This is a genomic window from Bradyrhizobium sp. USDA 4502 (genome assembly GCF_054063355.1).
Genome location: NZ_JBSSGF010000001.1, coordinates 6259915 through 6280153 on the forward strand (window position 1 = coordinate 6259915; position 20239 = coordinate 6280153).

18 protein-coding genes are annotated in these 20239 nt (G+C 65.9%); 6 read left to right on the top strand and 12 right to left on the bottom strand.

What is annotated here, in order from left to right; genetic code table 11:
* Window positions 1–94 precede the first annotated feature (94 nt).
* The 6 genes from ACVW1B_RS29210 to ACVW1B_RS29235 form a co-directional block, all read right to left on the bottom strand.
* Window positions 95–916: a TonB family protein gene (locus ACVW1B_RS29210; RefSeq protein ID WP_456822610.1), complete on the bottom strand. Its 822-nt coding sequence runs from the start codon at window positions 914–916 to the stop codon at window positions 95–97.
* Between the two features lie 3 nt (window positions 917–919).
* Complete coding sequence (gene exbD, locus ACVW1B_RS29215) at window positions 920–1360, bottom strand: TonB system transport protein ExbD (RefSeq protein WP_456822611.1); 441 nt, start codon at window positions 1358–1360, stop codon at window positions 920–922.
* A 3-nt stretch (window positions 1361–1363) separates the two neighbouring features.
* Entirely contained in the window at window positions 1364–2164 is an 801-nt protein-coding gene (gene exbB, locus ACVW1B_RS29220) for a tonB-system energizer ExbB (RefSeq protein ID WP_456822612.1), read from the bottom strand.
* 163 nt (window positions 2165–2327) lie between these two features.
* A complete protein-coding gene (hutX, locus tag ACVW1B_RS29225) occupies window positions 2328–2801 on the bottom strand; it encodes a heme utilization cystosolic carrier protein HutX (protein WP_456823077.1) in 474 nt (157 codons plus the stop codon).
* Between the two features lie 47 nt (window positions 2802–2848).
* Complete coding sequence (locus ACVW1B_RS29230; protein WP_456822613.1) at window positions 2849–3181, bottom strand: antibiotic biosynthesis monooxygenase family protein; 333 nt, start codon at window positions 3179–3181, stop codon at window positions 2849–2851.
* A gap of 147 nt (window positions 3182–3328) precedes the next feature.
* Window positions 3329–5677: a TonB-dependent hemoglobin/transferrin/lactoferrin family receptor gene (locus ACVW1B_RS29235; protein ID WP_456822614.1), complete on the bottom strand. Its 2349-nt coding sequence runs from the start codon at window positions 5675–5677 to the stop codon at window positions 3329–3331.
* Window positions 5678–5928: 251 nt separating this feature from the next.
* Here ACVW1B_RS29235 and hemP point away from each other — a divergent pair, with 251 nt between their 5' ends.
* The 5 genes from hemP to ACVW1B_RS29260 all read left to right on the top strand — a co-directional run bounded on the left by hemP (window position 5929) and on the right by ACVW1B_RS29260 (window position 10452).
* The gene (gene hemP, locus ACVW1B_RS29240) at window positions 5929–6135 is read left to right on the top strand and encodes a hemin uptake protein HemP (protein WP_283068112.1); all 207 of its coding nucleotides are present in this window, start codon (window positions 5929–5931) and stop codon (window positions 6133–6135) included.
* A gap of 8 nt (window positions 6136–6143) precedes the next feature.
* Window positions 6144–7094: a heme/hemin ABC transporter substrate-binding protein gene (locus tag ACVW1B_RS29245; protein WP_253606891.1), complete on the top strand. Its 951-nt coding sequence runs from the start codon at window positions 6144–6146 to the stop codon at window positions 7092–7094.
* Window positions 7091–8191, top strand: a complete 1101-nt coding sequence (locus tag ACVW1B_RS29250; protein WP_253606890.1) for a FecCD family ABC transporter permease — start codon at window positions 7091–7093, stop codon at window positions 8189–8191. The genes ACVW1B_RS29245 and ACVW1B_RS29250 overlap by 4 nt, the downstream gene beginning before the upstream one ends.
* A complete protein-coding gene (locus ACVW1B_RS29255) occupies window positions 8188–8991 on the top strand; it encodes a heme ABC transporter ATP-binding protein (RefSeq protein WP_253606889.1) in 804 nt (267 codons plus the stop codon). The genes ACVW1B_RS29250 and ACVW1B_RS29255 overlap by 4 nt, the downstream gene beginning before the upstream one ends.
* A 108-nt stretch (window positions 8992–9099) precedes the next feature.
* Window positions 9100–10452: an esterase-like activity of phytase family protein gene (locus tag ACVW1B_RS29260; RefSeq protein WP_253606888.1), complete on the top strand. Its 1353-nt coding sequence runs from the start codon at window positions 9100–9102 to the stop codon at window positions 10450–10452.
* A 376-nt stretch (window positions 10453–10828) separates the two neighbouring features.
* On the opposite strand, the gene ACVW1B_RS29265 is transcribed toward ACVW1B_RS29260, so the two are convergent.
* The 3 genes from ACVW1B_RS29265 to ACVW1B_RS29275 all read right to left on the bottom strand — a co-directional run bounded on the left by ACVW1B_RS29265 (window position 10829) and on the right by ACVW1B_RS29275 (window position 15122).
* Window positions 10829–11665, bottom strand: a complete 837-nt coding sequence (locus tag ACVW1B_RS29265) for an enoyl-CoA hydratase-related protein (protein WP_253606887.1) — start codon at window positions 11663–11665, stop codon at window positions 10829–10831.
* A 169-nt stretch (window positions 11666–11834) separates the two neighbouring features.
* Window positions 11835–13508 carry a mucoidy inhibitor MuiA family protein gene (locus tag ACVW1B_RS29270; protein ID WP_253606886.1) on the bottom strand — a complete coding sequence of 558 codons (1674 nt, stop codon included), beginning with the start codon at window positions 13506–13508 and terminating at the stop codon, window positions 11835–11837.
* Window positions 13509–13688: 180 nt separating this feature from the next.
* A complete protein-coding gene (locus ACVW1B_RS29275; protein WP_253606885.1) occupies window positions 13689–15122 on the bottom strand; it encodes an MFS transporter in 1434 nt (477 codons plus the stop codon).
* An 82-nt stretch (window positions 15123–15204) separates the two neighbouring features.
* Between ACVW1B_RS29275 and ACVW1B_RS29280 the strand changes: the two genes are divergently transcribed.
* The gene (locus ACVW1B_RS29280; protein ID WP_253606884.1) at window positions 15205–15663 is read left to right on the top strand and encodes a MarR family winged helix-turn-helix transcriptional regulator; all 459 of its coding nucleotides are present in this window, start codon (window positions 15205–15207) and stop codon (window positions 15661–15663) included.
* A 73-nt stretch (window positions 15664–15736) separates the two neighbouring features.
* Here ACVW1B_RS29280 and ACVW1B_RS29285 read toward each other — a convergent pair whose 3' ends face one another.
* From ACVW1B_RS29285 to ACVW1B_RS29295, 3 genes are all read right to left on the bottom strand, one after another.
* A complete protein-coding gene (locus ACVW1B_RS29285) occupies window positions 15737–16909 on the bottom strand; it encodes a thiolase family protein (protein WP_050382770.1) in 1173 nt (390 codons plus the stop codon).
* A 260-nt stretch (window positions 16910–17169) separates the two neighbouring features.
* Window positions 17170–18759: a phosphoglycerate dehydrogenase gene (serA, locus tag ACVW1B_RS29290; RefSeq protein ID WP_028333510.1), complete on the bottom strand. Its 1590-nt coding sequence runs from the start codon at window positions 18757–18759 to the stop codon at window positions 17170–17172.
* 231 nt (window positions 18760–18990) lie between these two features.
* The gene (locus tag ACVW1B_RS29295; protein ID WP_057017938.1) at window positions 18991–20163 is read right to left on the bottom strand and encodes a phosphoserine transaminase; all 1173 of its coding nucleotides are present in this window, start codon (window positions 20161–20163) and stop codon (window positions 18991–18993) included.
* Window positions 20164–20239: the final 76 nt, after the last annotated feature.

Sequence of the window (20239 nt, forward strand, 5' to 3'; positions counted from 1 at the left end):
CTTCGAGGCTCGCCCAGCGGCGCAAGTGCGCCGCAAGGCTCGCACCTCAGGATGACGGGAATAGATGTGCGGCCTCTCTCAATGAGGTCGCGCACTACCGCGGCACAAACGCGACCGGCACGGAAAAACCCATCGAGCCCTGCGTGATCTCGGACGGAAACGCCGGAAACGGCTGGGCCTGGCGCACCATCGCCAGCGCGCGCGCGTCGAAGGTCGGATTGCCGGAGGAGCCGCCGAGATGGCTCGACAGCACCTGCCCGCCGCGGCCGAGCGTGAACACCAGGCGGACCACCCCGCGCTGGCCGTTGCCGCCTGCGGGATAGGAATGGAAGCGCAACAGATGCGCGCGGACGCGGGCGTTATAGGCCGCGATGGCTGACGCGGCCGCGCCGGCGCTGATCGCGGACGCAGCCGGCGCCTGCCGTTCGGCACGGCTCGGCGCGCTGGTGCGCGGTGCCGGCGTTGCCTCGGACGGCTGCTTTTCGTCCCGACGAACCACCTTCGGCTTGACCGGTTCGACCTTCCTCTCCGGAACGACTTTCGCGGGCTCGGGTTGCGGCGGCGTGATCTGCGGCTTCCGTTCCGGTGGCGCGACGACGTCGGGCTTCTCCTGCATCGGCGTCGGCGCAATCTCCTGCGGCACGGGCCGCGCGGCGGCGGGCTCCGGCGGCGACGCGTCGGCCTCCTGCATCGCCGGGCCCGGCGGCAGGTCGGTTTCCGAAATCTCCGGCGCCGAGGTGATCGGCGTCAGGTCGACCAGCACCGCCGGCACCGCAACGCCCGGCGGCGGCGCCGAGACCCAGCTCATGCCAACCGCGAGCACTGCCGCATGCGCCGCCAGGATCGCAGCCACCGACAGGCCCCAGCGCTTCAGCCAGATCTCGTCGCCCGCATCATGAAGCGCGTACGCATTCATGGATCAGCTACGCCCGTCGAGGCCGACCAGCGCGATCTTGAGATAGCCGGCGTTGCGCAGCAGGTTCATCACCTCCATCAGATCGCCATAGCTGACTACCTTGTCGGCACGCAGGAAGATGCGCTCGTCCTTCCTGCCTTGTGTGGCGCCATCGAGCGTCGACGTCAGCGTCTCGCGCGCGATCACATCCTCGCCGACCGCGACGGAGAGATCGGACTTCACGGTGACGAACACCGGCTTGTCCGGCCGCGGCTGCGGCTCGGCGGTCGAGGCCGGCAGATCGACGCCGAGATCGACGGTCGCGAGCGGCGCCGCCACCATGAAGATGATGAGCAGCACCAGCATCACGTCGATGAACGGCGTGACGTTGATCTCGTGCGCCTCGACCAGATCGTCATCGCCGCGACGCCTGAACGCGCCGCTGGATCCGAGCTTGACGCCCATCGCCTACTCCGCAGCGCGTGCCAGCCGGAACAGGCTGCGATCGCCCTCGCGGCTGACCAGCAGCATCACCATGGCGGAGGCGTCGCCGAGCAATGCGCGGTAGGACGCGATCGAACGGGTCAGGTGATTGTAGATCACGACCGCCGGGATCGCGGCGACCAGGCCGAGCGCGGTCGCAAGCAGCGCCTCGGCGATGCCGGGCGCGACCACCGCGAGATTGGTGGTGTGGGCCTCGGAGATGCCGATGAAGGCGTTCATGATGCCCCATACCGTGCCGAACAGGCCGACGAACGGCGCGGTGGCGCCGATCGTCGCCAATACGCCGGTGCCGCGCGCGATCTGCCGCGACATCGCCGCCTCGACCCGCTCCAGCCGCAGCGCGATGCGCTCCTTGAAGCCGTCGTCGAACATCCCGCCGGACAGCGCAGCCTCGCGCGAGGCCGATTGCACGATCTGCGCTACCGCATCGCTGCCGTCGCGGCTCGCCTGCTCGACCTCGGCAAGCTGGGTGTCGCGCTCAAGGAGGCCGATCCGCTGCCGGGCGAGCGCGGTCTTGCGGCGGATCTCGACGGTCTTGGCGAGCCAGATCGTCCAGGTGACGAGCGAGGCGAAGGCGAGCCCAACCATCACCGCCTTCACGACGATGTCGGCGCTTTCGAACATGCCCCAGGGCGAGAGGTTGCGCGGCAGCAGTGCGGCGTCGGATGCGGCAAGGCTACTTCTTGGGAGAGATGCAGTCACGACGGCAATCAACTGGACGACGATTGATAGCTGGCTACTTCTGCCAAACGTGCGAATTAGCATACTCACCTCCAACCGCATCTCACCTCGCCCCGCCTGCGGGGAGAGGTCGGATCGCATCGCAAGATGCGAGCCGGGTGAGGGGGACTCTCCACGAGCACGGTGCCCGGAGGGTCCCCTCACCCCCGACCCTCTCCCCGCAAGCGGGGAGAGGGAGAAGAAATCTTCAGCCCGCGTTCGGTGCGAGGCGGTCCGCCAGCGCGTGAAAGCGCGCCAGCTGGTCGCCGCGCAGCGCGCGCGTCTCGTCGCGGCCGACGAACACCTTGAACATGATGCCGCCGTCGCGATTGATGAAGGCGATGAACGCCGACACCTTGCCCATGAAGGGCCGCTCGACGAAGGCGATCGCCGCGCAGCGCTCGTGCCTCAGGTGGCCATGCAGCCCCTTCGGTTGCATCAGGTTGAAATAGCCGCGGCCGACCTCGCCGTTCGGAATGGCGCCGGTGAACTCGAAGATCGCGTCATCGGTGTGCACGATCAGCGTCACCTCGCCCCACTCCGCGATGTCCTGCATCGCGGCGGCAAATTCACCAGCGCCGATCCGCACCATGCTCTCGGGGAGCGCCTCGAGCACCGCGCGCGGCGTCACCTTGCGCTCACGCGCGACGTCCTCGATCACAGCGCCGGGATTGTCGGCCATATGGGCCTTCAATCCCGCAAGCTCCGCGTTCTGCACCGCCGCCTCCGTCACGCCGGGCTCTTCGCGCGCTCGGTGATCAGCACCTCAAAACCCTCGAATTTGGGATGGCCGAGATAGAGGCTGCCGCCGGTTTCGTTGCCGGCGCGCGAATGGGCGCGGCGGAACGCATCGGATTTGGTCCAGTCCTCGAACGCCGCCTTGCTGGCCCACACCGTGTGGGTCGCGTAGAGCGTGTGATCCTCGGCCTCGGGACCCTTCACCAGATGAAATTCGATGAATCCAGGCAGATCGCCGAGATAGGATTCGCGCGTCTTCCAGATAGTCTCGAACGCCTGCTCCTTGCCCTTGATCACCTGGAACCGATTCATTGCGATGAACATGAAAGCTCTCTCCTGTTTGACGGCGGATGCCTGGATCCTGCCGGTTGATCTCGTTAATAACATGAACGCGCCAAGGAATACGCCAAGGCCGCGCTGGGGGCACCAGCGCGGCCGGAGCAACCTGGATGGAATGATCGGCGTCTCGCGTTACGCTCCACCTAGGTGAATCCTGAGTCCGGCCTTGTAAACGGTGCCCGGACCGGGGCTCGAGAACAGCACGTCGTTCTGCGTCGTGCCGTCGGTCGAGGAGCCGGGGATCGCATAAGGCCGGTAGTACTGGTTCAAGAGGTTGTCGACCGATGCCGTGAAGGTGATGTCCTTGGTGGCGTTCCAGGTCAGATAGAGGTTGACGAGCTCGTAGCCGGTCGAGGGCAGATAGCCCGCCGGCAGGTCGTTGTTGGCGCCGAACGAGGACCATTGCGCGGCAACGATCAGCGAGCGGTCGAGCAGGCGGACGCCGCCCGTGGTCGTCACCTTGCGCGGCGTGATGGTGGCGAGCCCGACATTGGTCTGGGTGTTCCGGCCGCGCATCAGATGGCCGGCGACGCCGACGAACCAGTCGCCCGCGTCATACATCGTCTCGAGCTCGAAGCCCTCGATGCGGGCGTGGGCGATGTTCTGGTACTGGTAGAACTGGCTGAACCGTCCGAACGGCGTCAGGGTCGGCGCCGAGGCGACGAGGTCGATATAGCCGTCGACGTCGTTACGGAACACGTTGACCTTGCCGCGGAACGAGTCGCTCGCGGTGAAGATGCCGTCATATTTCAGGTTGATGCCGACTTCCTTGTTCTTGCCGACCTCCGGCCGCAGCGCTGCATTGGGCAGGAAGCAGAACAGGCCGCTGGTGCCGTCAGGGCAGTTGAACAGCGCCGGCCCGCCGCCGGTGGCGTGGCCACCCGCGATCAGCGTCTCGGTGATGGACGGCGCGCGATAGCCTTCGGCATAGCTCGCATAGGGCGTGAAGCCGGCAACCGGCGTGACGCCGAGCGTGATCTTCGGCGACAGCCGGTCGCCGCTGGTCGTGGTGTTGATCGAATTGAGTTCGTAATGGTCGTAGCGGACAGCGCTGATCAGTTCGAGCCAGGTCGAATAGTTCTGCTTCAGCTGCACGAAGCCGCCGGACACCGTGCGCTGGCCGCCCGGCGTCGTGATGTTGGAATTGCCGCGCGAATCGAAGGTCTCGACATCGTCACGGAAGGCATCGAAGCCGTAGGTCACGGCGTTGCGCCAGTCGCCGAAATTGAAGCGCGAGGTGTTGTTGACGTCGACACCAACCGTATCCAGCAAATAGCCGCGCTTGTCGCCGACGCAGCCGGAGATGTTGTTGCCGGGATTGGCGAGCGTGCAGACCCCGCCGCCGGTGGTGATGCGGTTGTTGTAGGTCTTGACCTGGTCGTTGTCGGTGCGGTTGCCGTAGACCGAGATATTCCAGTCGAACAGCATGTCGTCGGGCTTGGAATATCGCCAGCTCAAGGTGCCCGTGTAGTTCTTCGCGTCGGAAGCGTAGACCGAGGAGCCCGCGATTGCCGCCAGCGGCGCCGCCGTCGTGGTCGGGCCGCGGTTCGGCTGACCGATATTGTACTGGTAGTCCTGGAAGATGCCGCCGATCTTGAACTCGTGGCCTTCGGCCGGGCGGAACGTCACCTTCATCAGGCCGGCCGCGATATCGTTGCCGGTGTTGCCGATCTCGGTGCCCGCGCCGTCCTTGTAATTGCCCTGGGTGCGATAAACCGCGCCGCCGAACACATCGACATTCGGATCGACGCGTACGCCGCCGAACACCGAGCCCATGCCGCGGTCCTTGTTGGTGCCGTAGGAGCCCGACATGTCGACACCCCAGCGCTCGCCGGGACGCACCACGTCGTCGATGTCCTTGGTGCGGAATGAGACCACGCCGCCGATCGCGCCGGAGCCATAGATGTTCGCGGTCGGGCCGCGCACCACGTCGACGCCGCCGATCAATTCGGGATCGAGGAAGAACGAGCCGTTGGCGTTGTGGCCGGTGCGCTGATAGTTCTGCCGCGCGCCGTCGACGACAACAGCGACACGGCCGAAATCCTGCAAGCCGCGGATGTTGATGACGGTTGCCGGATCGTCGCCGCGCTCCTGAACCGAGACACCGGGCACGTTGTAGAATATGTCCGAGAGCCGGTTCGGCTGCAGGCCCTGGATCTTCTCCAGCGTGACGGAGCTGACCGGCGCCAGCGCATCGATCGCGCGCTCCTCGGTCTTGGAGGCCACCGCCGTGATGGTGTCGAGCGATTGCACCGGCACCGCGCCGATCTGCGCCCGCGCATTCATCGTCGGCGAGGCCGCCGCCTGAGCTTCGGCCACCGACTTCGGCTTCCGCTTGGCCTGCTTCGGCCGTTCGGTCGCCGGACGCGCAGCCGACGGATCGGCGGTCTGCGCGAAGCCGCGTTCCGGCAGTGCTGCCGCAAATGAGAACACCGCCGCGCTCAAAATCAAGGCGCGCGAAACCCTAGCCCCGTCAGCCATTCTAGCCCCAGCCTGATCATCGCTTTTCTGGTTTGGCTGGCGTGCGCTCTCTGACGAGCGGCTTGCTGGCTACATCGCGATCAAGCCACCGCTTGCATCGCGTGAGGATTGGTTACGAGCCGGCAACAAAACGGTCAAGAATGCGGCGGCGCTGTTTATATCGATTGTAAAGTGCGGCCGTTGGAATGCGCCTTCGCCCGCTTATACAAGCAAACACCATTTGAAAATTTTCGCAGGCGCAGCACCACAATATGTCCGCAGCTTCCGGAGACAATATCGGCGCAGCCGGAAACCACACCGAGCCTGCATCCGGCGCGGCCAAAACACTGATCATGCGCGGTAATCGTCTCGACAGCCGCGACCTGTTCGCTGCGGAGCGCGAGATCATCATCATGCACGGCGAAGAACATTACCGGTTGCGGCTGACCTCGCAGAACAAGCTGATCCTCACCAAGTGACGGCCCCGATGACAATTTGTCGCACGCTCGCTTTGCTCGCCTTCTCCTGTCTGCTGCCGATCGAAGCCGCGACGGCCGAGGGCATCACCGTGCATGACGCACGCGACCGCGACGTCGTGATCGACAATCCGTCGCGGATCGTCTCGATCGGCGGCGCGATCACCGAGATCCTCTATGCCCTCGGCTTCGAGGACCGCATCGCCGGCGTCGATGCGACCAGCCTCTACCCGCCGGCTGCGCTGCGCGAGAAGCCCGACGTCGGCTACATGCGCCAGCTGTCGCCGGAGGGCGTGCTTGGCCTGCACCCGTCGCTGGTGCTCGCGGTGCAGGGCTCAGGACCGAAGGAGACCATGGACGTGCTCGAGGCGGCCAAGGTGCCGCTGGTGCTGGTGCCGGAGACGTTCTCGGAGGCCGGGCTGGTCGAGAAGATCAGACTGGTAGGCCACGCCATGGGCGCCGATCCGCGCGCCGCCTGCCTGACCACGGCGGTGGAGAGCGATCTCGCGCAACTGCGCGCGCTGCGTGCTCGGGTGACCAAGCCGGTGCGCGTGATGTTCGTGATGTCGCTGTTGAACGGCCGGGCGATGGCGGCGGGCCACAAGACCGCGGCCGACGAGATCATCCGGCTTGCCGGCGGCGTCAACGCCATCGACGGTTACGACGGCTACAAGCCGGTCAATGACGAGGCCATCGTGGCGGCGAAACCGGATGTCGTGCTGTCGATCGATCGCGGCAAGGACTCGCTGACGTCGGAGGCCGTGTTCGCGCATCCGGCCTTCGCGCTGACGCCGGTCGCGGCCAACAAGGCCTTCATCTCGATGGAAGGCCTTTATCTGCTCGGCTTCGGGCCGCGGACCGCGGCCGCGGCACGCGACCTCTCGGTCAAGCTTTATCCGGCGCTGGCGCCGGAGGCCGATAACTTCAGGCCGGCAGCGCTGACCGCGAATTGCCGGCAATGAGCGTGCTGGCCGAACGCCGCCGGCGTGCGAAACGACGGCGCGCCGGCATGTCGCTGCGGCCGGCCGCGACACTCACCCTGCTCTGCCTGCTTGCGGCGCTCGCAGGCACCGCCCTGGTCGCCCTGACGGTCGGGGCCGCCGGCATTCCAATGGCGCGGCTTCCGGCAGCGCTCGGGCTATGGGCTGATCGTGTCGCCAACCCGCTGCTCGCACGCGACCAGCTCGTGGTGTGGTCGATCCGCATCCCGCGGATCGCAGCGGCGGCGATGGTCGGCGGACTCCTTGCCTTATCAGGCTCGATCATGCAGGGCCTGTTCCGCAATCCCCTCGCCGACCCCGCGCTTGTCGGCGTCTCCTCCGGCGGCGCGTTTGCCGCGGCGGCGGCGATCGTGTTCACTGACAGCCATCTCGGCGAAAGCCTGCGCTTCCTGCAACACCAGCTGCTGCCGATCGCGGCCTTTGCCGGCTCGCTGATCACGACCATCGTGCTTTACGGCATCGCCAGCCGCGGCGGCCGGACATCGATTGCGATCTTCCTGCTGGCCGGGCTTGCGATCGCCGCGATCGCCAATGCCGGCATCGGCCTTCTGGTGTTCGTCGCCGACGATCGCCAGCTTCGCGACATCACCTTCTGGCTGCTCGGCTCGCTCAGCGGTGCGACCTGGAGCAAGCTCACGGCGCTGGCGCCGGTGCTGGCGGTCGCGCTGGTCGCCTGCCTCTCGATCGCGCGCGGGCTCGACGTGCTGGTGCTCGGCGAGGCCGAGGCGTTCCACAGCGGCGTCGACGTCGAACGGCTGAAGCGGATCTCGATCGTGCTGGTGTCGGCGATGACCGGCGTCGCGGTCTCGGTCTGCGGCGTGGTCGGCTTCGTCGGCATCGTGGTGCCGCATCTGTTGCGGCTGGTGATCGGGCCCGCGCATCGGCTCCTGCTGCCGGCGTCCGCACTGCTCGGTGCCATCCTCCTGGTCGGCGCCGACACCGTGGCGCGCACCATCGTGGCACCTGCGGAAATGCCGATCGGCATCCTGACGGCAGCGATCGGCGCGCCGTTCTTCCTCGCCATGCTGCTGCGGCAGCGCGGGCTGGTGTCGCTATGACGGCCCTGCTCGAAGCACAGTCGGTATCGATGACGGTCGGCGGCACTGATCTGGTCGATGCGGTGTCGCTGCAGATCGGCGCCGGCGAGATGGTCGCGATCGTCGGTCCCAACGGCGCCGGCAAATCGACTCTGCTGCGGATGCTGTCGGGCGACCTGCGTCCGTCGCGCGGGGCGATCAGGCTGAGGCAGCGCGACCTGCAAACTTACGGACCACGCGCGCTGGCGCAGCACCGCGCGATGCTGTCGCAGCACGTCAGCGTCACCTTCCCGTTCACCGTCGAGGAAATCGTCAGCATGGGCGCCGGCGAAAGCCCGCGTGCCGTGGCGCGGGCGCTGGTTGAGGCGGCGCTCGACGAGGTCGGGCTCGCGCGTTTCCGTTTCAGGCAATTGCCGACACTGTCCGGCGGCGAGCAGCAGCGGGCGCATTTCGCCCGCGTGCTGGTGCAGCTCGCCTGCGGCGAAGCGCTGCATGGACCGGGACTGTTGCTGCTGGACGAGCCGACCTCGAGCCTCGATCTGCGGCACCAGATCGACCTGGTCGAAACGGCCCGGCGGCGCGCCGCCCGCGGCACCGCGGTGATCGCGATCCTGCACGACCTCAACCTCGCGATGCGGTTCGCCGACCGCATCCTGCTGCTGCACCGCGGCCGGCTTGCCGTCGACGGCGACCGTACGGCGGCGATGAAGGCCGAGACGCTGCGCGAGATCTTCGAGATCGACGCTGCGATCGCCTATACCGGAGGTGGCGTGCCGTTCCTGCTGCCGCAGACGATGCAGCCGGCGGGCAAGGCGACGTAACGCCGCAAGCCTTATCCCGCCGCAACATCCGCGGTTCACAAAACTGTCAGGTGGCTGTAACAGGCGGCTCGGAGAACACCGCATCGTTTATCCTTTGGGAGATCAACCATGCGCCTGTCCCTGCTCTGCTCCGTCGCCTCGATCCTGCTCGCCACATCGGCATTCGCGCAGGGTGAGGGCGAATTCCCGGCGACGCTGGCGGGACACGCCGTGATGCCGGCGGAGAGCTTCATCGACGCGCCCGCCGACGCCCCTGATGATCTGAAGACCTCGGGCAAATACACCACCGGCAAGCGCGTCGACGCCATCGGCACCGTGATGGGCAAATCGTACGAGCGGCCGACCGGCGTGTCGCTGCCGTTCAAGGGCCAGCCGCTGCAGGGCCATTCCGGCATCAAGGTGATGCCCGACGGCTCGTTCTGGGTGATCACCGACAACGGCATGGGCTCGCGCTACAACTCGGCGGACTCGATGCTGTACCTGAACCGGCACAAGATCGACTGGGCGAGCGGCAAGATCGAGCGTCAGGAGACCGTGTTCCTGCACGATCCCGACAGGAAGGTGCCGTTCCGCATCGTCCACGAGGACACCGCCAAGCGCTATTTGACCGGTGCCGATTTCGACACCGAGGGCTTCCAGATCATCAACGACATTTTCTGGATCGGCGATGAATTCGGGCCCTACATCCTCAAGGCCGACAAGACCGGCAAGATCCTCGCCGTGTTCGAGACCGTCGCCGACGGCAAGCCGGTGCGTTCGCCGGATCACTGGGCGGTGCAGTCGCCCGGCGCGCCCGGCGCCAGCTACACCAACGTCAACCTGCGCCGCTCCAAGGGCTATGAAGGTTTTGCTTCCTCCAAGGACGGCAAGTTCCTTTACGGCCTGCTCGAGGGGCCGCTGTGGGATGCCGACAAGAAGGATTGGGAGAAGGTCGACGGCAAGGAGGCCTCACGCATCCTGGAATTCGACGTCGCGGCGGAGAAGTTCACCGGACGCTACTGGCTGTATGTGTTCGAGCAGAACGGCAATGCGATCGGCGACTTCAACATGATCGATCCGGCCCAGGGCCTCGTCATCGAACGCGACAATGGCGAAGGCACCGCCGACAAGGCCTGCCCGCAAGGCCAGCGCGGCGAGAACTGTTTCCCTGACCTCGCCAAGTTCAAGCGCGTCTACAAGATCGAGCTGTCCGACGCCAATGTCGGCAAGCCCGTGCGCAAGATCGCCTATATCGACCTGATGAAGATCCGCGATCCCAACAAGAAGGCCCGCAAGCCGCTCAACGACGGCGTCTACACCTTCCCGTTCTTCACCATCGAGAATGTCGACCGGGTCGACGAGACCCACATCATCGTCGGCAACGACAACAACCTGCCGTTCTCCTCGAGCCGCGACCCGAACAAGGCCGATGACGACGAGTTCGTACTGCTCGAGGTCGGCGACTTCCTGAAGGCGAAGTGAGGCGGTGCTCGCCACCCACAACAGTGTCGTCGCCCGGCTCGACCGGGCGACCTAGTATTCCAGAGGCGCCCGAGCTCAACGGACAGGCCGCGGCGTACTGGATGCCCCGCTCAAGGCGGGACATGACAGCGAATATGCGGATAGCGTGATGCTCATCCCGGCACGACGGCCATTCCGTCATCCCCGCGCAAAGGCTTCGCCTTTGTCGCTGGAGGTGCGAGCCAGCGGCGCAATCGCGCCGCTGGGCGAGCCTCGAAGGATGCACGGCCCCGATGCAGCCGCATGGAGACAGCCGGGCCGCCGCCCTTCGAGACGGCCGCTTTGCGGCCTCCTCAGGCTGACGGCGATACAGCTCAGCGCGCGGCTTGCGTGATCGTCACTCCTTCTTCGTCCGGTAATCTCCGAACGTCGTGTCGCGCTGGTCGAGCTGGGCCTTCACGCTGCCGCCGTCGCGGCGGAAGCCCGCCATGTAGGCCTTGCTGGCCTCGGTCGTGAAGGCCAGCGCCTGGATCTCGGTGCCGGCCCGCATCGCGGCGCGGGCGCCCATGATTTCCATCGCGCGGTGGACGCTGCGCTTGTTGAGCTGCTGCAGCTCGATCGGCACCTTGGCCGCGCGCTCGGCGAAATCCAGCGTCTTCGCCTCCAACTCGGCGAGCGGAAACGACCGGGTCGCATAGCCCCATTCGGCGGCCTCGCGGCCCGACATCGCGTCGCCCGTCAACATCAATTCCATCGCGCGACGCATGCCGACCAGCCACGGGTGATACTGCATGTCGGGCGGGCTCATCAGCCGCACCGGCGGATAGCCGATCTGGGCGTCGTCGGCGACGTAGACCACGTCGCAGGCGGTCGCGAGCTCGGTGCCGCCGGCGAGGCAATAGCCGTGCACCTGCGCGATCACGGGCTTTGCGAGATCCCAGATCGAGAACCAGCCCTCGACGACATGGCGCGACCACTGGCCGGGCCCGGATGCCGAGTGATAGGGCTGGTCGACGCGGTTGTCGGCGGAGAGATCGTAGCCCGCCGAGAAGCAGGGTCCCGCGCCACGCAGGATCGAGATCGAAATTTCGGGATCGCGGTCGGCCTGCTCCAGCACCTCGAAGATCTCGCCGCGCAGGCGATTGTTCAGCGCGTTGCGCTTTTCGGGGCGGTTCAGCGTGATGCGGCGGACGCGCGGACGCGGATCATCGACGATGATGTGCTGGTAGCTCATGGATCCTCCCGATCTCAGGCTTTGTTGCCTTTGGCAAAGTGATGCCCGAGATCGGGAGGGTTGTCATCGGCAGATGACGCAGGTCCTCAAAGCGTTTTCAAGCGAAGTGGGTTCCGGTTCGTGTGAAGAAAACGCGTCAAGCAACAACGCTACAGCCCCGGCACGGGCTCTAGCCCGCCGGCACCATCACGACGCCCTTGTCCTTGGGCCAGCGCATCCGCCAGGCGAAATTGATGTCACGGACTTCGCCGGCCTTGGCCTCGAACGCCCATTCCAGCACGCCGCGCTTGTCGCGCAGATTGGTGGTCGTCGCCGGCGTCGACGACGGCAGCATCTCCACCACGATATCGTCGTTCTCGCTGACCGGGAGCTGATCCTGGACCGCGACCTTGATCGGGAAGTCGTGGCCGTTGCGCACCGTGGTCTTGAAGGCGCGCTCGTCGGTCTTCGACGTGGTCACGATCAGGCCGGCGGAGCCCTCGTTGCGCTTCACCACCGTGCGTTCGATCTTGACCTTGTCGTCGGCGCCGAAGCCGAGCCGCACGGTCTCGTCCTTGGCGGCCGTGGCCATCCGGCTGCGGCCGACAAAGATACCGTCGCGGTAGATCGAGATTTGCCCCGGCAGCAACGGCGCATCGTCGGCCTGCACGAAGCTCGCTTCCAGGAACGCGGTCGGGTCGATCACCGGAACGGCGCGAACCGCGAGATCAGGGGTGATCGTCGCCGTCGAGATGCGCAGGCTCTTGGCGCCCTCATTGGCGGCAACGCTGACGCGGCCGGGAATCTTGAAGGTGGCCTGGAAGGCGCCGACCTCGGCGGTGGCTTCCAGTTCGTCCATGCGCCCCCCACCAAAGCGGAATTGCTGAACCGCGTCGGCGGCCGGCGCGGGTGCCAGCGCCTCGCGCGCCCGCATGCTGGCCTCTCCCGAAAGCTTCGCCAGCGGTCGCGGCGGCTGCGGATATTGCACGATCAGCGAGCGGAGGTCGGGCGCATTGCCGCCGCGCGCGACCCGCACGGTGGAGACGACGAGCGCCACGTTCGACCAGTCCTCGCCGGTCGACTGGGTGATCTCGGCACGACGGACCAGTTCGATCGCGGGCTTGCGGTCTTTGGCGCCGGTGTCGAGCCGGGCGTCATAGAGCGCCGTCCAGCGGGCGTTGGGAACCGCATAGGTGACCCGCAAGGTCACCTTGGTCGCCGCTTGCGAGGCGACATCGATCCGCACCTCGACCTTGCTCGGCGGCTTGCTGGTGCGATCGGCTGCGATCTGCGCAAGATCGCGGTCGATCACGCGGATCTTGCGCTCGGCGTCACGGATCGCGCTGTCGGCGGTTGCGACCTCGTCGGCCACCGCCGAGAACGCCGCGCGCCACTCGCTCAGCGGACGCGCCTCGCCCTTTTCGCCGAGGCCCGCGGGTGACGCCTCGGCAAACCGCTCGGCAAATTTGCGCCGCGCCTCGGCCGCGCTGATCAGTCCCTGCAAATCGGCGCGCTGATCGTCAAGCGCCTCGATGCGCTTGTCGATCTCGGAGAGATTTTGCGGCAGCAGCGGCCCCGGCAGCTTGGTGTCGATCGCGCCTATCGTGAGCTTCGCTTCGCCCTCGCCTTCGACCCGCAGCGAGGACGGATCGAGCCCGATCGGGAAATCCCTGGCGATGAGGGTGTTGTCGCCGGCAGGCAGATCCAGCGTGATGACGCGGGTGACGCTCGCGCCATCGGGATAGACGGTCACGGCATCGACCTGCGAGGCCGCATCGAGATTGGCCGCTTGCAGCGGCCCGGCAACCAGCGCACCCGCCAGCACCAGGCTGGTGGTCACAAGATAATTCGCAATCCTACACATGACATCCCTCCGGAAAAAAACGCCGCATCGCGCGCGAGACGAACGGCGCGCCGGGCTCGACTGCGCGCCGTTTCTCGTGGTGAGACGCAGCGAGGAAGGGACTGGTTCGATTGAGGTTTCCCTGCGGCGCGACGATGGCGCCGCCGCGGCTGCCGCATGGCGCAGCGATGTCTTTCGGCGCTAGCGCTCCGCCTTGCGCCGGATGAACAGATAATTCGGCACGAAGCCGGCCAAGGTGATCGCGATCATGATCCACCAGCCGCGCTGAAACGCCGCGATCCGCTCGGTCATCGAGACCGGCGTTGCAAGGATCGCGACGAAGATCGCGACGCCGATCGCCAGCGCCGCCTGCCGGATCATGTTGATGACGCCGGAGCCGGTGGCAAACGACGACGGCGGCAGCGCGCCGGCGCCGACGCCCATCAGGGTCGGAAAGGTCAGCCCGACGCCGATACCGATCAGCATCACGCCCGCGACGACGGCAGGCGCATTGGGTTCGGCCCCGAGCAGCGTCGCCCAGATCGCGAGGCCGGCCGCGAACAGCAGGATTCCGGCGGAGACGACGGCCGCGGCGCCAAACCGCGCAATCAGCCGGCCGGCAAACAGCAGCGAGGTGATCGGCACCATCAGCGGACCGGGGGCGATTGCAAGGCCGGTCTTCAACGCCGACCAGCCCCATACCGTCTGCTCCCACAAGGTGCAGGACAGCAGCATGGCGCCGAAGGCCGCCGAATAAGGCGCCATCACCAACGACGCGCCGGTGAACGGCCTGACCGCGAACAGTGCAGGATCGACGAAGGGATTCCTCGATCTGAGGCAATGCCAAGCGAAGGCGGCGAGCGAGACGGTCGCGACGGCAAAGCCAAGCACGACGCCGCGCGAACTCCATCCCCAATCGTTCGCCTTCACGATCGCAAATGTCAGCGCACCGATACCGGAGGTCACCAACAGCGCCGCCCATGAACTCGGACGCGGCACGTTGTGACCGGGCACTTCGGGCAATTTCAACCAGCCGATGATCAGCGCGACGACGCCGATCGGGACATTGACGATGAAGATCCAGCGCCAGTCGAAGGTGACCAGCGCGCCTCCCGCGAGCGGGCCCAGTGCGGCGGCAAGGCCGCCGATCGCCGTCCAGGTGCGCACCGCGCCGGCGCGCTGCTCGGGCGGAAAAGACGCCAGCAGCAGGCCGATCGAGGTCGGCGTCATCAATGCCGCACCGGCCGCCTGCGCCACGCGGGAGACGACCAGGAACTCGACACTGGACGCCAGCGCACATGCGGCCGACGCGGCCGTGAACAGCGCGACGCCGAGCAGGAAGCTGAGATTGCGGCTGTGGCGTTCGGCGAGCCGGCCGAAGAACACCAGCAACGCCGCGTAGGCAATGGCATAGGCATTGAGGATCCAGGACAGATCCTCAAGCGAGGCGCCGCGAAATTCCTGCGCGATGTTCGGCAGCCCGACATTGACGATGAACAAATCGAGATTGGCGAGGCAAATTCCGACCGACACGATCGCAAGCACCTGGCGCGGGTTTGCGGTGGCGACGCCGGACCGCGGCCGCGCATCAGGTTCGACGACCAGATCGATGGTCTCCGCCTCTACCTCCGACATCACACCCTCCAAAATACGTGCATATGCATCTATTGCCATTAGGTGCATATGCATGTATTTGTCAAGTCTATCGGAGGCAGCGATGGCGAAAACGGAACCCAGCCGGTGTAATCTCACGGCGTTGCGTAAGGCGACGCGGCGAGTGTCGCAGCTCTACGATCAGGTCCTTGCGGCATCCGGCCTGCGCGGCACGCAACGGGCGATTCTGGTCTATGTCAGGCGGTCGGGAGCGCCGACGATGGGCGAGCTTGCCGCAGCCCTGGTGCTCGACCGCACCGCGCTCAACCACAACCTCAAGCCGCTCGAGCGCGACGGTCTGTTGACCATCACCGTCGACAAGAACGACCGGCGCAGCCGGCTGGTGCGGCTCACCAAGCGCGGCGAAGCCATGCTCGAGGACTCACAGGCCGCATGGCTCAAGGCGCAGGAGCGTTTCGAGTCCGCCTTCGGCGCAAGGCAGGCCGCCGATCTCCGGCAGACGCTCGAATTGATTGCCTCGCTCGAGTTTGACGAGCGCGCGCTCGGCTCAGCGGCGAGCTAGCCGGCTCCAACAGAAAAGCGGCCCGGCGTTGCCGCCGGGCCGCTCGTTCGCACACGATCAGTGTCGATCGCGCTTAGCTGTAGATCTCGAACAGGCCGGCGCCGCCCTGGCCACCGCCGATGCACATGGTCACGACGCCCCACTTGGCCTTGCGGCGACGTCCTTCCTGCAGCAGGTGGCCGGTGAGCCGGGCGCCGGTCATGCCGAAGGGATGGCCGATCGCGATCGAGCCGCCATTGACGTTATACTTCTCGGGATCGATACCGAGCTGGTCGCGCGAATAGAGGCACTGGCTGGCGAACGCCTCGTTGAGCTCCCAGAGATCGATGTCGTCGATCTTCAGGCCGTGGCGCTTCAGGAGCTTCGGCACCGCAAAGACCGGACCGATGCCCATCTCGTCGGGCTCGCAGCCGGCCGAGGCCCAGGCCACGAAGCGGCCGAGCGGATTGAGGCCGCGCTTCTCGGCGTCCTTGGCCTCCATCAGCACCACGGCGGCGGCGCCATCGGAGAGCTGGCTGGCATTGCCGGCGGTGATGAACTTGCCCGGGCCCTTGACCGGCTCGAGCTTGGCGAGGCCCTCCAGCGTGGTCTCGGGGCGGTTGCACTCGTCGCGATCGACCACGTAGTCGACGATCGACTCGGCCTTGGTCGCCTTGTCGACCACCTTCATCTTCGTCTTCATCGGGACGATTTCGTCCTTGAACTTGTTGGCCTGCTGCGCGGCGGCCATGCGGCGCTGCGACTCCAGCGAATACTCGTCCTGGTATTCGCGGCTGAGCTTGTAGCGCTCGGCGACGATGTCGGCGGTATCGATCATCGCCATGAAGATGTCGGGCGCGGTCTTGAGCAGCTCGGGATCGATCGATTCCTTCGGCGAGCCGCCGCCGGGAATCGAGATGCTCTCGACGCCGCCGGCGACGATGCAATCGGAGCCGTCGGAACGGATCGAGTTGGCGGCCATCGCGATGGTCTGCAGGCCCGACGAGCAGAAGCGGTTCACGGAGACGCCCGCGGTCGACTTCGGCAGGCCGGCGAGCAGCGCCGCCTGGCGGCCGATGTTCGGCGCGCCATGCGCGCAATTGCCGAGATAGCAATCCTCGACATATTCCTTGTCGACGCCGGCGCGGTCGACCGCGTGCTTGATGGCGTGCGCGGCGAGCGACATCGGCGGGGTGATGTTGAATCCGCCACGGCCGGACTTTGCCAGGCCGGTGCGCGCGTAGGAAACGATTACGGCTTCACGCATTGTTTTCTCCCTCTGAGATGACGGTCATTGTGGCGCGTCGTGGCCCGTTCGTACACATTTTTCGGCGGGCGCAACAGCAATACCGGACGCCCCGGAACGACAAACGCCGCCTCCGGGACCGGAGACGGCGTCATGTTCCGCAGATCGGAATATGGACTGCTTGAGCGGTATCTTCCTTCCGTCATGCCGGGCGTTCCGGGCGATGACGAGGACCGCTCAAACAGCGTTTGAAACGCCAGCGCCTTTGAAACGTCAGCGGCTCAGAACGTCAGCGCCTTGGCCTGCTTCACCTGCGGCAGTGTCTGTACCTTGGCGAGCAGCTCCGCCGGCACCGCGCCGTCGACCTCGACCAGCGCAATGGCATCGCCGCCTTGCTTGACGCGGCCGAGATGGAAGGTCGCGATATTGATTTTCGCATCACCCAAGAGGCTCGCGAACGCGCCGATGAAGCCCGGCTTGTCCTCGTTGGTCACGTAGATCATCGACTTGCCGAACTCGGCGTCGACGCGGATGCCCTTGATGTCGACGAGGCGCGGCTTGCCGTCGGCGTAAACGGTGCCGGATACCGAACGCTCCTGGCGCTCGGTGGTGACGGTGACCGTGATCAGGCTTTCATAGTCGCTCTGTGCGGCGCGGACGACCTCGTCCACCACCATGCCGCGCTCCTTGGCGACGACCGGCGCCGAGACCACGTTGACCTCGCCCAGCATCGGCCGCAGCAGGCCCGACAGCACCGCCGAGGTGATCGCCTTGATCTTCATCTCGGCGACGTGGCCCTCATAGGTGATCTCAGTCTTGAGGATGCCGCTCTCGGTGAGCTGGCCGGCGAACGAGCCGAGCTTCTCGGCAAGCTCGATGAACGGCTTCAGCTTCGGCGCCTCTTCCGCGGTGATCGAGGGGAAGTTGACCGCGTTGGAAATCGCGCCCGACAACAGATAGTCCGACATCTGCTCGGCGACCTGCAGCGCGACATTTTCCTGCGCTTCGGTGGTGGAGGCGCCGAGATGCGGGGTGCAGATCACGTTGGGATGGCCGAACAGCACGTTCGAGGTCGCCGGCTCCTCGACGAACACGTCGAAGGCCGCGCCCGCGACATGCTTGGAATTCAGCGCGTCGACCAGCGCCTGCTCGTCGACCAGGCCGCCGCGCGCGCAGTTGATGATGCGCACGCCCTTCTTCATCTTGGCGATCGCGGCCGCATCGATCACGTTGCGGGTCTTCTCGGTCAGCGGCGTGTGCAGCGTGATGAAATCGGCGCGCTTCAAGAGATCGTCGAGCTCGACCTTCTCGACGCCGATGTCCTTGGCGCGCTCCGGCGACAGGAACGGATCGAACGCGATCACCTTCATGCGCAGGCCGAGCGCGCGGTCGGCGACGATCGTGCCGATATTGCCGCAGCCGATCACGCCGAGGGTCTTGGCGGTGATCTCGACGCCCATGAAGCGGTTCTTCTCCCACTTGCCGGCCTGGGTCGAGGCGTCGGCCTGCGGGATCTCGCGCGCCAGCGCCAGCATCAGGGTGATGGCATGCTCGGCGGTCGTGATCGAATTGCCGAACGGCGTATTCATCACGATGATGCCCTTGGCGGTCGCGGCCGGAATCTCGACATTGTCGACGCCGATGCCGGCGCGGCCGATCACCTTGAGCCTGGTCGCCTTCTCGATGAGCTTGGCGGTCGCCTTGGTGGCCGAGCGGATCGCGAGACCGTCGTAATTGCCGATGATCTCGGCGAGCTTTTCCTTGTCTTTGCCGAGGTTGGGCTGGAAGTCGACCTCGACGCCGCGATCCTTGAAGATCTGGACGGCGGCGGGAGACAGCGCGTCGGAAATCAGAACTTTGGGTTTTGTCATCTCGATTGTTCCTTTGCCCTGCCGCGGGCGGGTCTCCTGGACCGATCTGGTGAAGTCTCTGATCACTTCTCCCTCTCCCCGCTCTTGCGGGGAGAGGGTTGGGGTGAGGGCAGCCACGAGCGAGGAACAAGCCGAAAGGGCCCCTCACCCGGATCGCTCAGGCGCGCAATTGCGCTGCCGAGCGATCCGACCTCTCCCCGTAAGAACGGGAAGAGGTGACAAGAGAAAAACTTATGCCGCCTTGGGCAACGCTGCTTTGGTCTCGGCAAACGCCCAGTCGATCCACTGCGTCAGCAGCTCGACATCCTTGGCTTCGACGGTGGCGCCGCACCAGATCCGCAGACCCGCCGGCGCATCGCGGTAATACGCGAAGTCGAAGCCGGCGTTCTCCTTCTCCACCAGCGCGACCAGCTTCTTGCAGAAGTCGGCCTGTGCGTCTGATGGAAGCGAGGTGATCGCGGGATCGGTGAACTTCAGGCACACCGAGGTGTTGGAGCGGATCGCCGGATCCTTGGCCAGGAAGTCGATCCACGGCGTCTTCGCCTTCCAGTCGGCGAGCGCCTTGGTGTTGGCATCGGCGCGGGCGATCAGCGCCTTCAGGCCGCCGATCGACTTCGCCCAGTTCAACGCATCGAGATAGTCCTCGACGCAGAGCATCGACGGCGTGTTGATGGTCTCGCCTTCGAAGATTCCCTGGTTGAGCTTGCCGCCCTTGGTGAGGCGGAAGATCTTCGGCAGCGGCCAGGCCGGCTTGTAGGTCTCGAGCCGTTCCACCGCGCGCGGCGACAGGATCAGCATCCCGTGCGCAGCTTCACCGCCGAGCGCCTTCTGCCAGGAGAAGGTGACGACATCGAGCTTGGCGAAATCGAGCGGCTGCGCGAAGGCGGCCGAGGTCGCGTCGCAAATCGTCAGGCCTTCGCGATCCGCGCTGATCCAGTCAGCGTTCGGAACGCGCACACCCGAGGTGGTGCCGTTCCATGTGAAGACGATATCCGACTTCGGATCGACCTTGGAGAGATCGGGGATTTCACCATAAGCCGCGTTGAGCTTGGTGACGTCCTTCAGCTTCAATTCCTTGACGATATCGCTGACCCAGCCCTCGCCGAAGGATTCCCAGGCGAGCGTGGTGACGGGCCGCGCGCCGAGCAGCGACCACAGCGCCATCTCGACCGCGCCGGTGTCCGACGCCGGCACGATGCCGATCTTGTAATCGGCGGGCACCTCAAGCACCTCGCGCGTCAGTTCGATCGCGAGCTTGAGCTTGGCCTTGCCGACTTTCGCGCGATGCGAGCGGCCGAGGGCGGCGTCCTTGAGATTGTTGGGGTTCCAGCCGGGGCGCTTGGCACAGGGGCCGGAGGAAAAATGCGGCACTTCAGGCCGCGAAGCGGGCTTCGCTGCAGTCATAATCTACCCTTCCAGATAGCTGCCTCTCGGTGGGGAGAGGTTTCCCGCGGTCGGGGATAGTGGAAAGGTACCCAAA

Coding starts and splice junctions, on each gene's coding strand:
- ACVW1B_RS29235 (WP_456822614.1), bottom strand. CDS start 5,677: ATGGCTGACGGGGCTAGGGTTTCGCGCGCCTTGATTTTGAGCGCGGCG.
- hutX (WP_456823077.1), bottom strand. CDS start 2,801: ATGGCCGACAATCCCGGCGCTGTGATCGAGGACGTCGCGCGTGAGCGC.
- ACVW1B_RS29255 (WP_253606889.1), top strand. CDS start 8,188: ATGACGGCCCTGCTCGAAGCACAGTCGGTATCGATGACGGTCGGCGGC.
- ACVW1B_RS29280 (WP_253606884.1), top strand. CDS start 15,205: ATGGCGAAAACGGAACCCAGCCGGTGTAATCTCACGGCGTTGCGTAAG.
- ACVW1B_RS29295 (WP_057017938.1), bottom strand. CDS start 20,163: ATGACTGCAGCGAAGCCCGCTTCGCGGCCTGAAGTGCCGCATTTTTCC.
- ACVW1B_RS29230 (WP_456822613.1), bottom strand. CDS start 3,181: ATGTTCATCGCAATGAATCGGTTCCAGGTGATCAAGGGCAAGGAGCAG.
- hemP (WP_283068112.1), top strand. CDS start 5,929: ATGTCCGCAGCTTCCGGAGACAATATCGGCGCAGCCGGAAACCACACC.
- ACVW1B_RS29270 (WP_253606886.1), bottom strand. CDS start 13,508: ATGTGTAGGATTGCGAATTATCTTGTGACCACCAGCCTGGTGCTGGCG.
- ACVW1B_RS29210 (WP_456822610.1), bottom strand. CDS start 916: ATGAATGCGTACGCGCTTCATGATGCGGGCGACGAGATCTGGCTGAAG.
- ACVW1B_RS29285 (WP_050382770.1), bottom strand. CDS start 16,909: ATGCGTGAAGCCGTAATCGTTTCCTACGCGCGCACCGGCCTGGCAAAG.
- exbB (WP_456822612.1), bottom strand. CDS start 2,164: ATGCTAATTCGCACGTTTGGCAGAAGTAGCCAGCTATCAATCGTCGTC.
- serA (WP_028333510.1), bottom strand. CDS start 18,759: ATGACAAAACCCAAAGTTCTGATTTCCGACGCGCTGTCTCCCGCCGCC.
- ACVW1B_RS29245 (WP_253606891.1), top strand. CDS start 6,144: ATGACAATTTGTCGCACGCTCGCTTTGCTCGCCTTCTCCTGTCTGCTG.
- exbD (WP_456822611.1), bottom strand. CDS start 1,360: ATGGGCGTCAAGCTCGGATCCAGCGGCGCGTTCAGGCGTCGCGGCGAT.
- ACVW1B_RS29265 (WP_253606887.1), bottom strand. CDS start 11,665: ATGAGCTACCAGCACATCATCGTCGATGATCCGCGTCCGCGCGTCCGC.
- ACVW1B_RS29275 (WP_253606885.1), bottom strand. CDS start 15,122: ATGTCGGAGGTAGAGGCGGAGACCATCGATCTGGTCGTCGAACCTGAT.
- ACVW1B_RS29250 (WP_253606890.1), top strand. CDS start 7,091: ATGAGCGTGCTGGCCGAACGCCGCCGGCGTGCGAAACGACGGCGCGCC.
- ACVW1B_RS29260 (WP_253606888.1), top strand. CDS start 9,100: ATGCGCCTGTCCCTGCTCTGCTCCGTCGCCTCGATCCTGCTCGCCACA.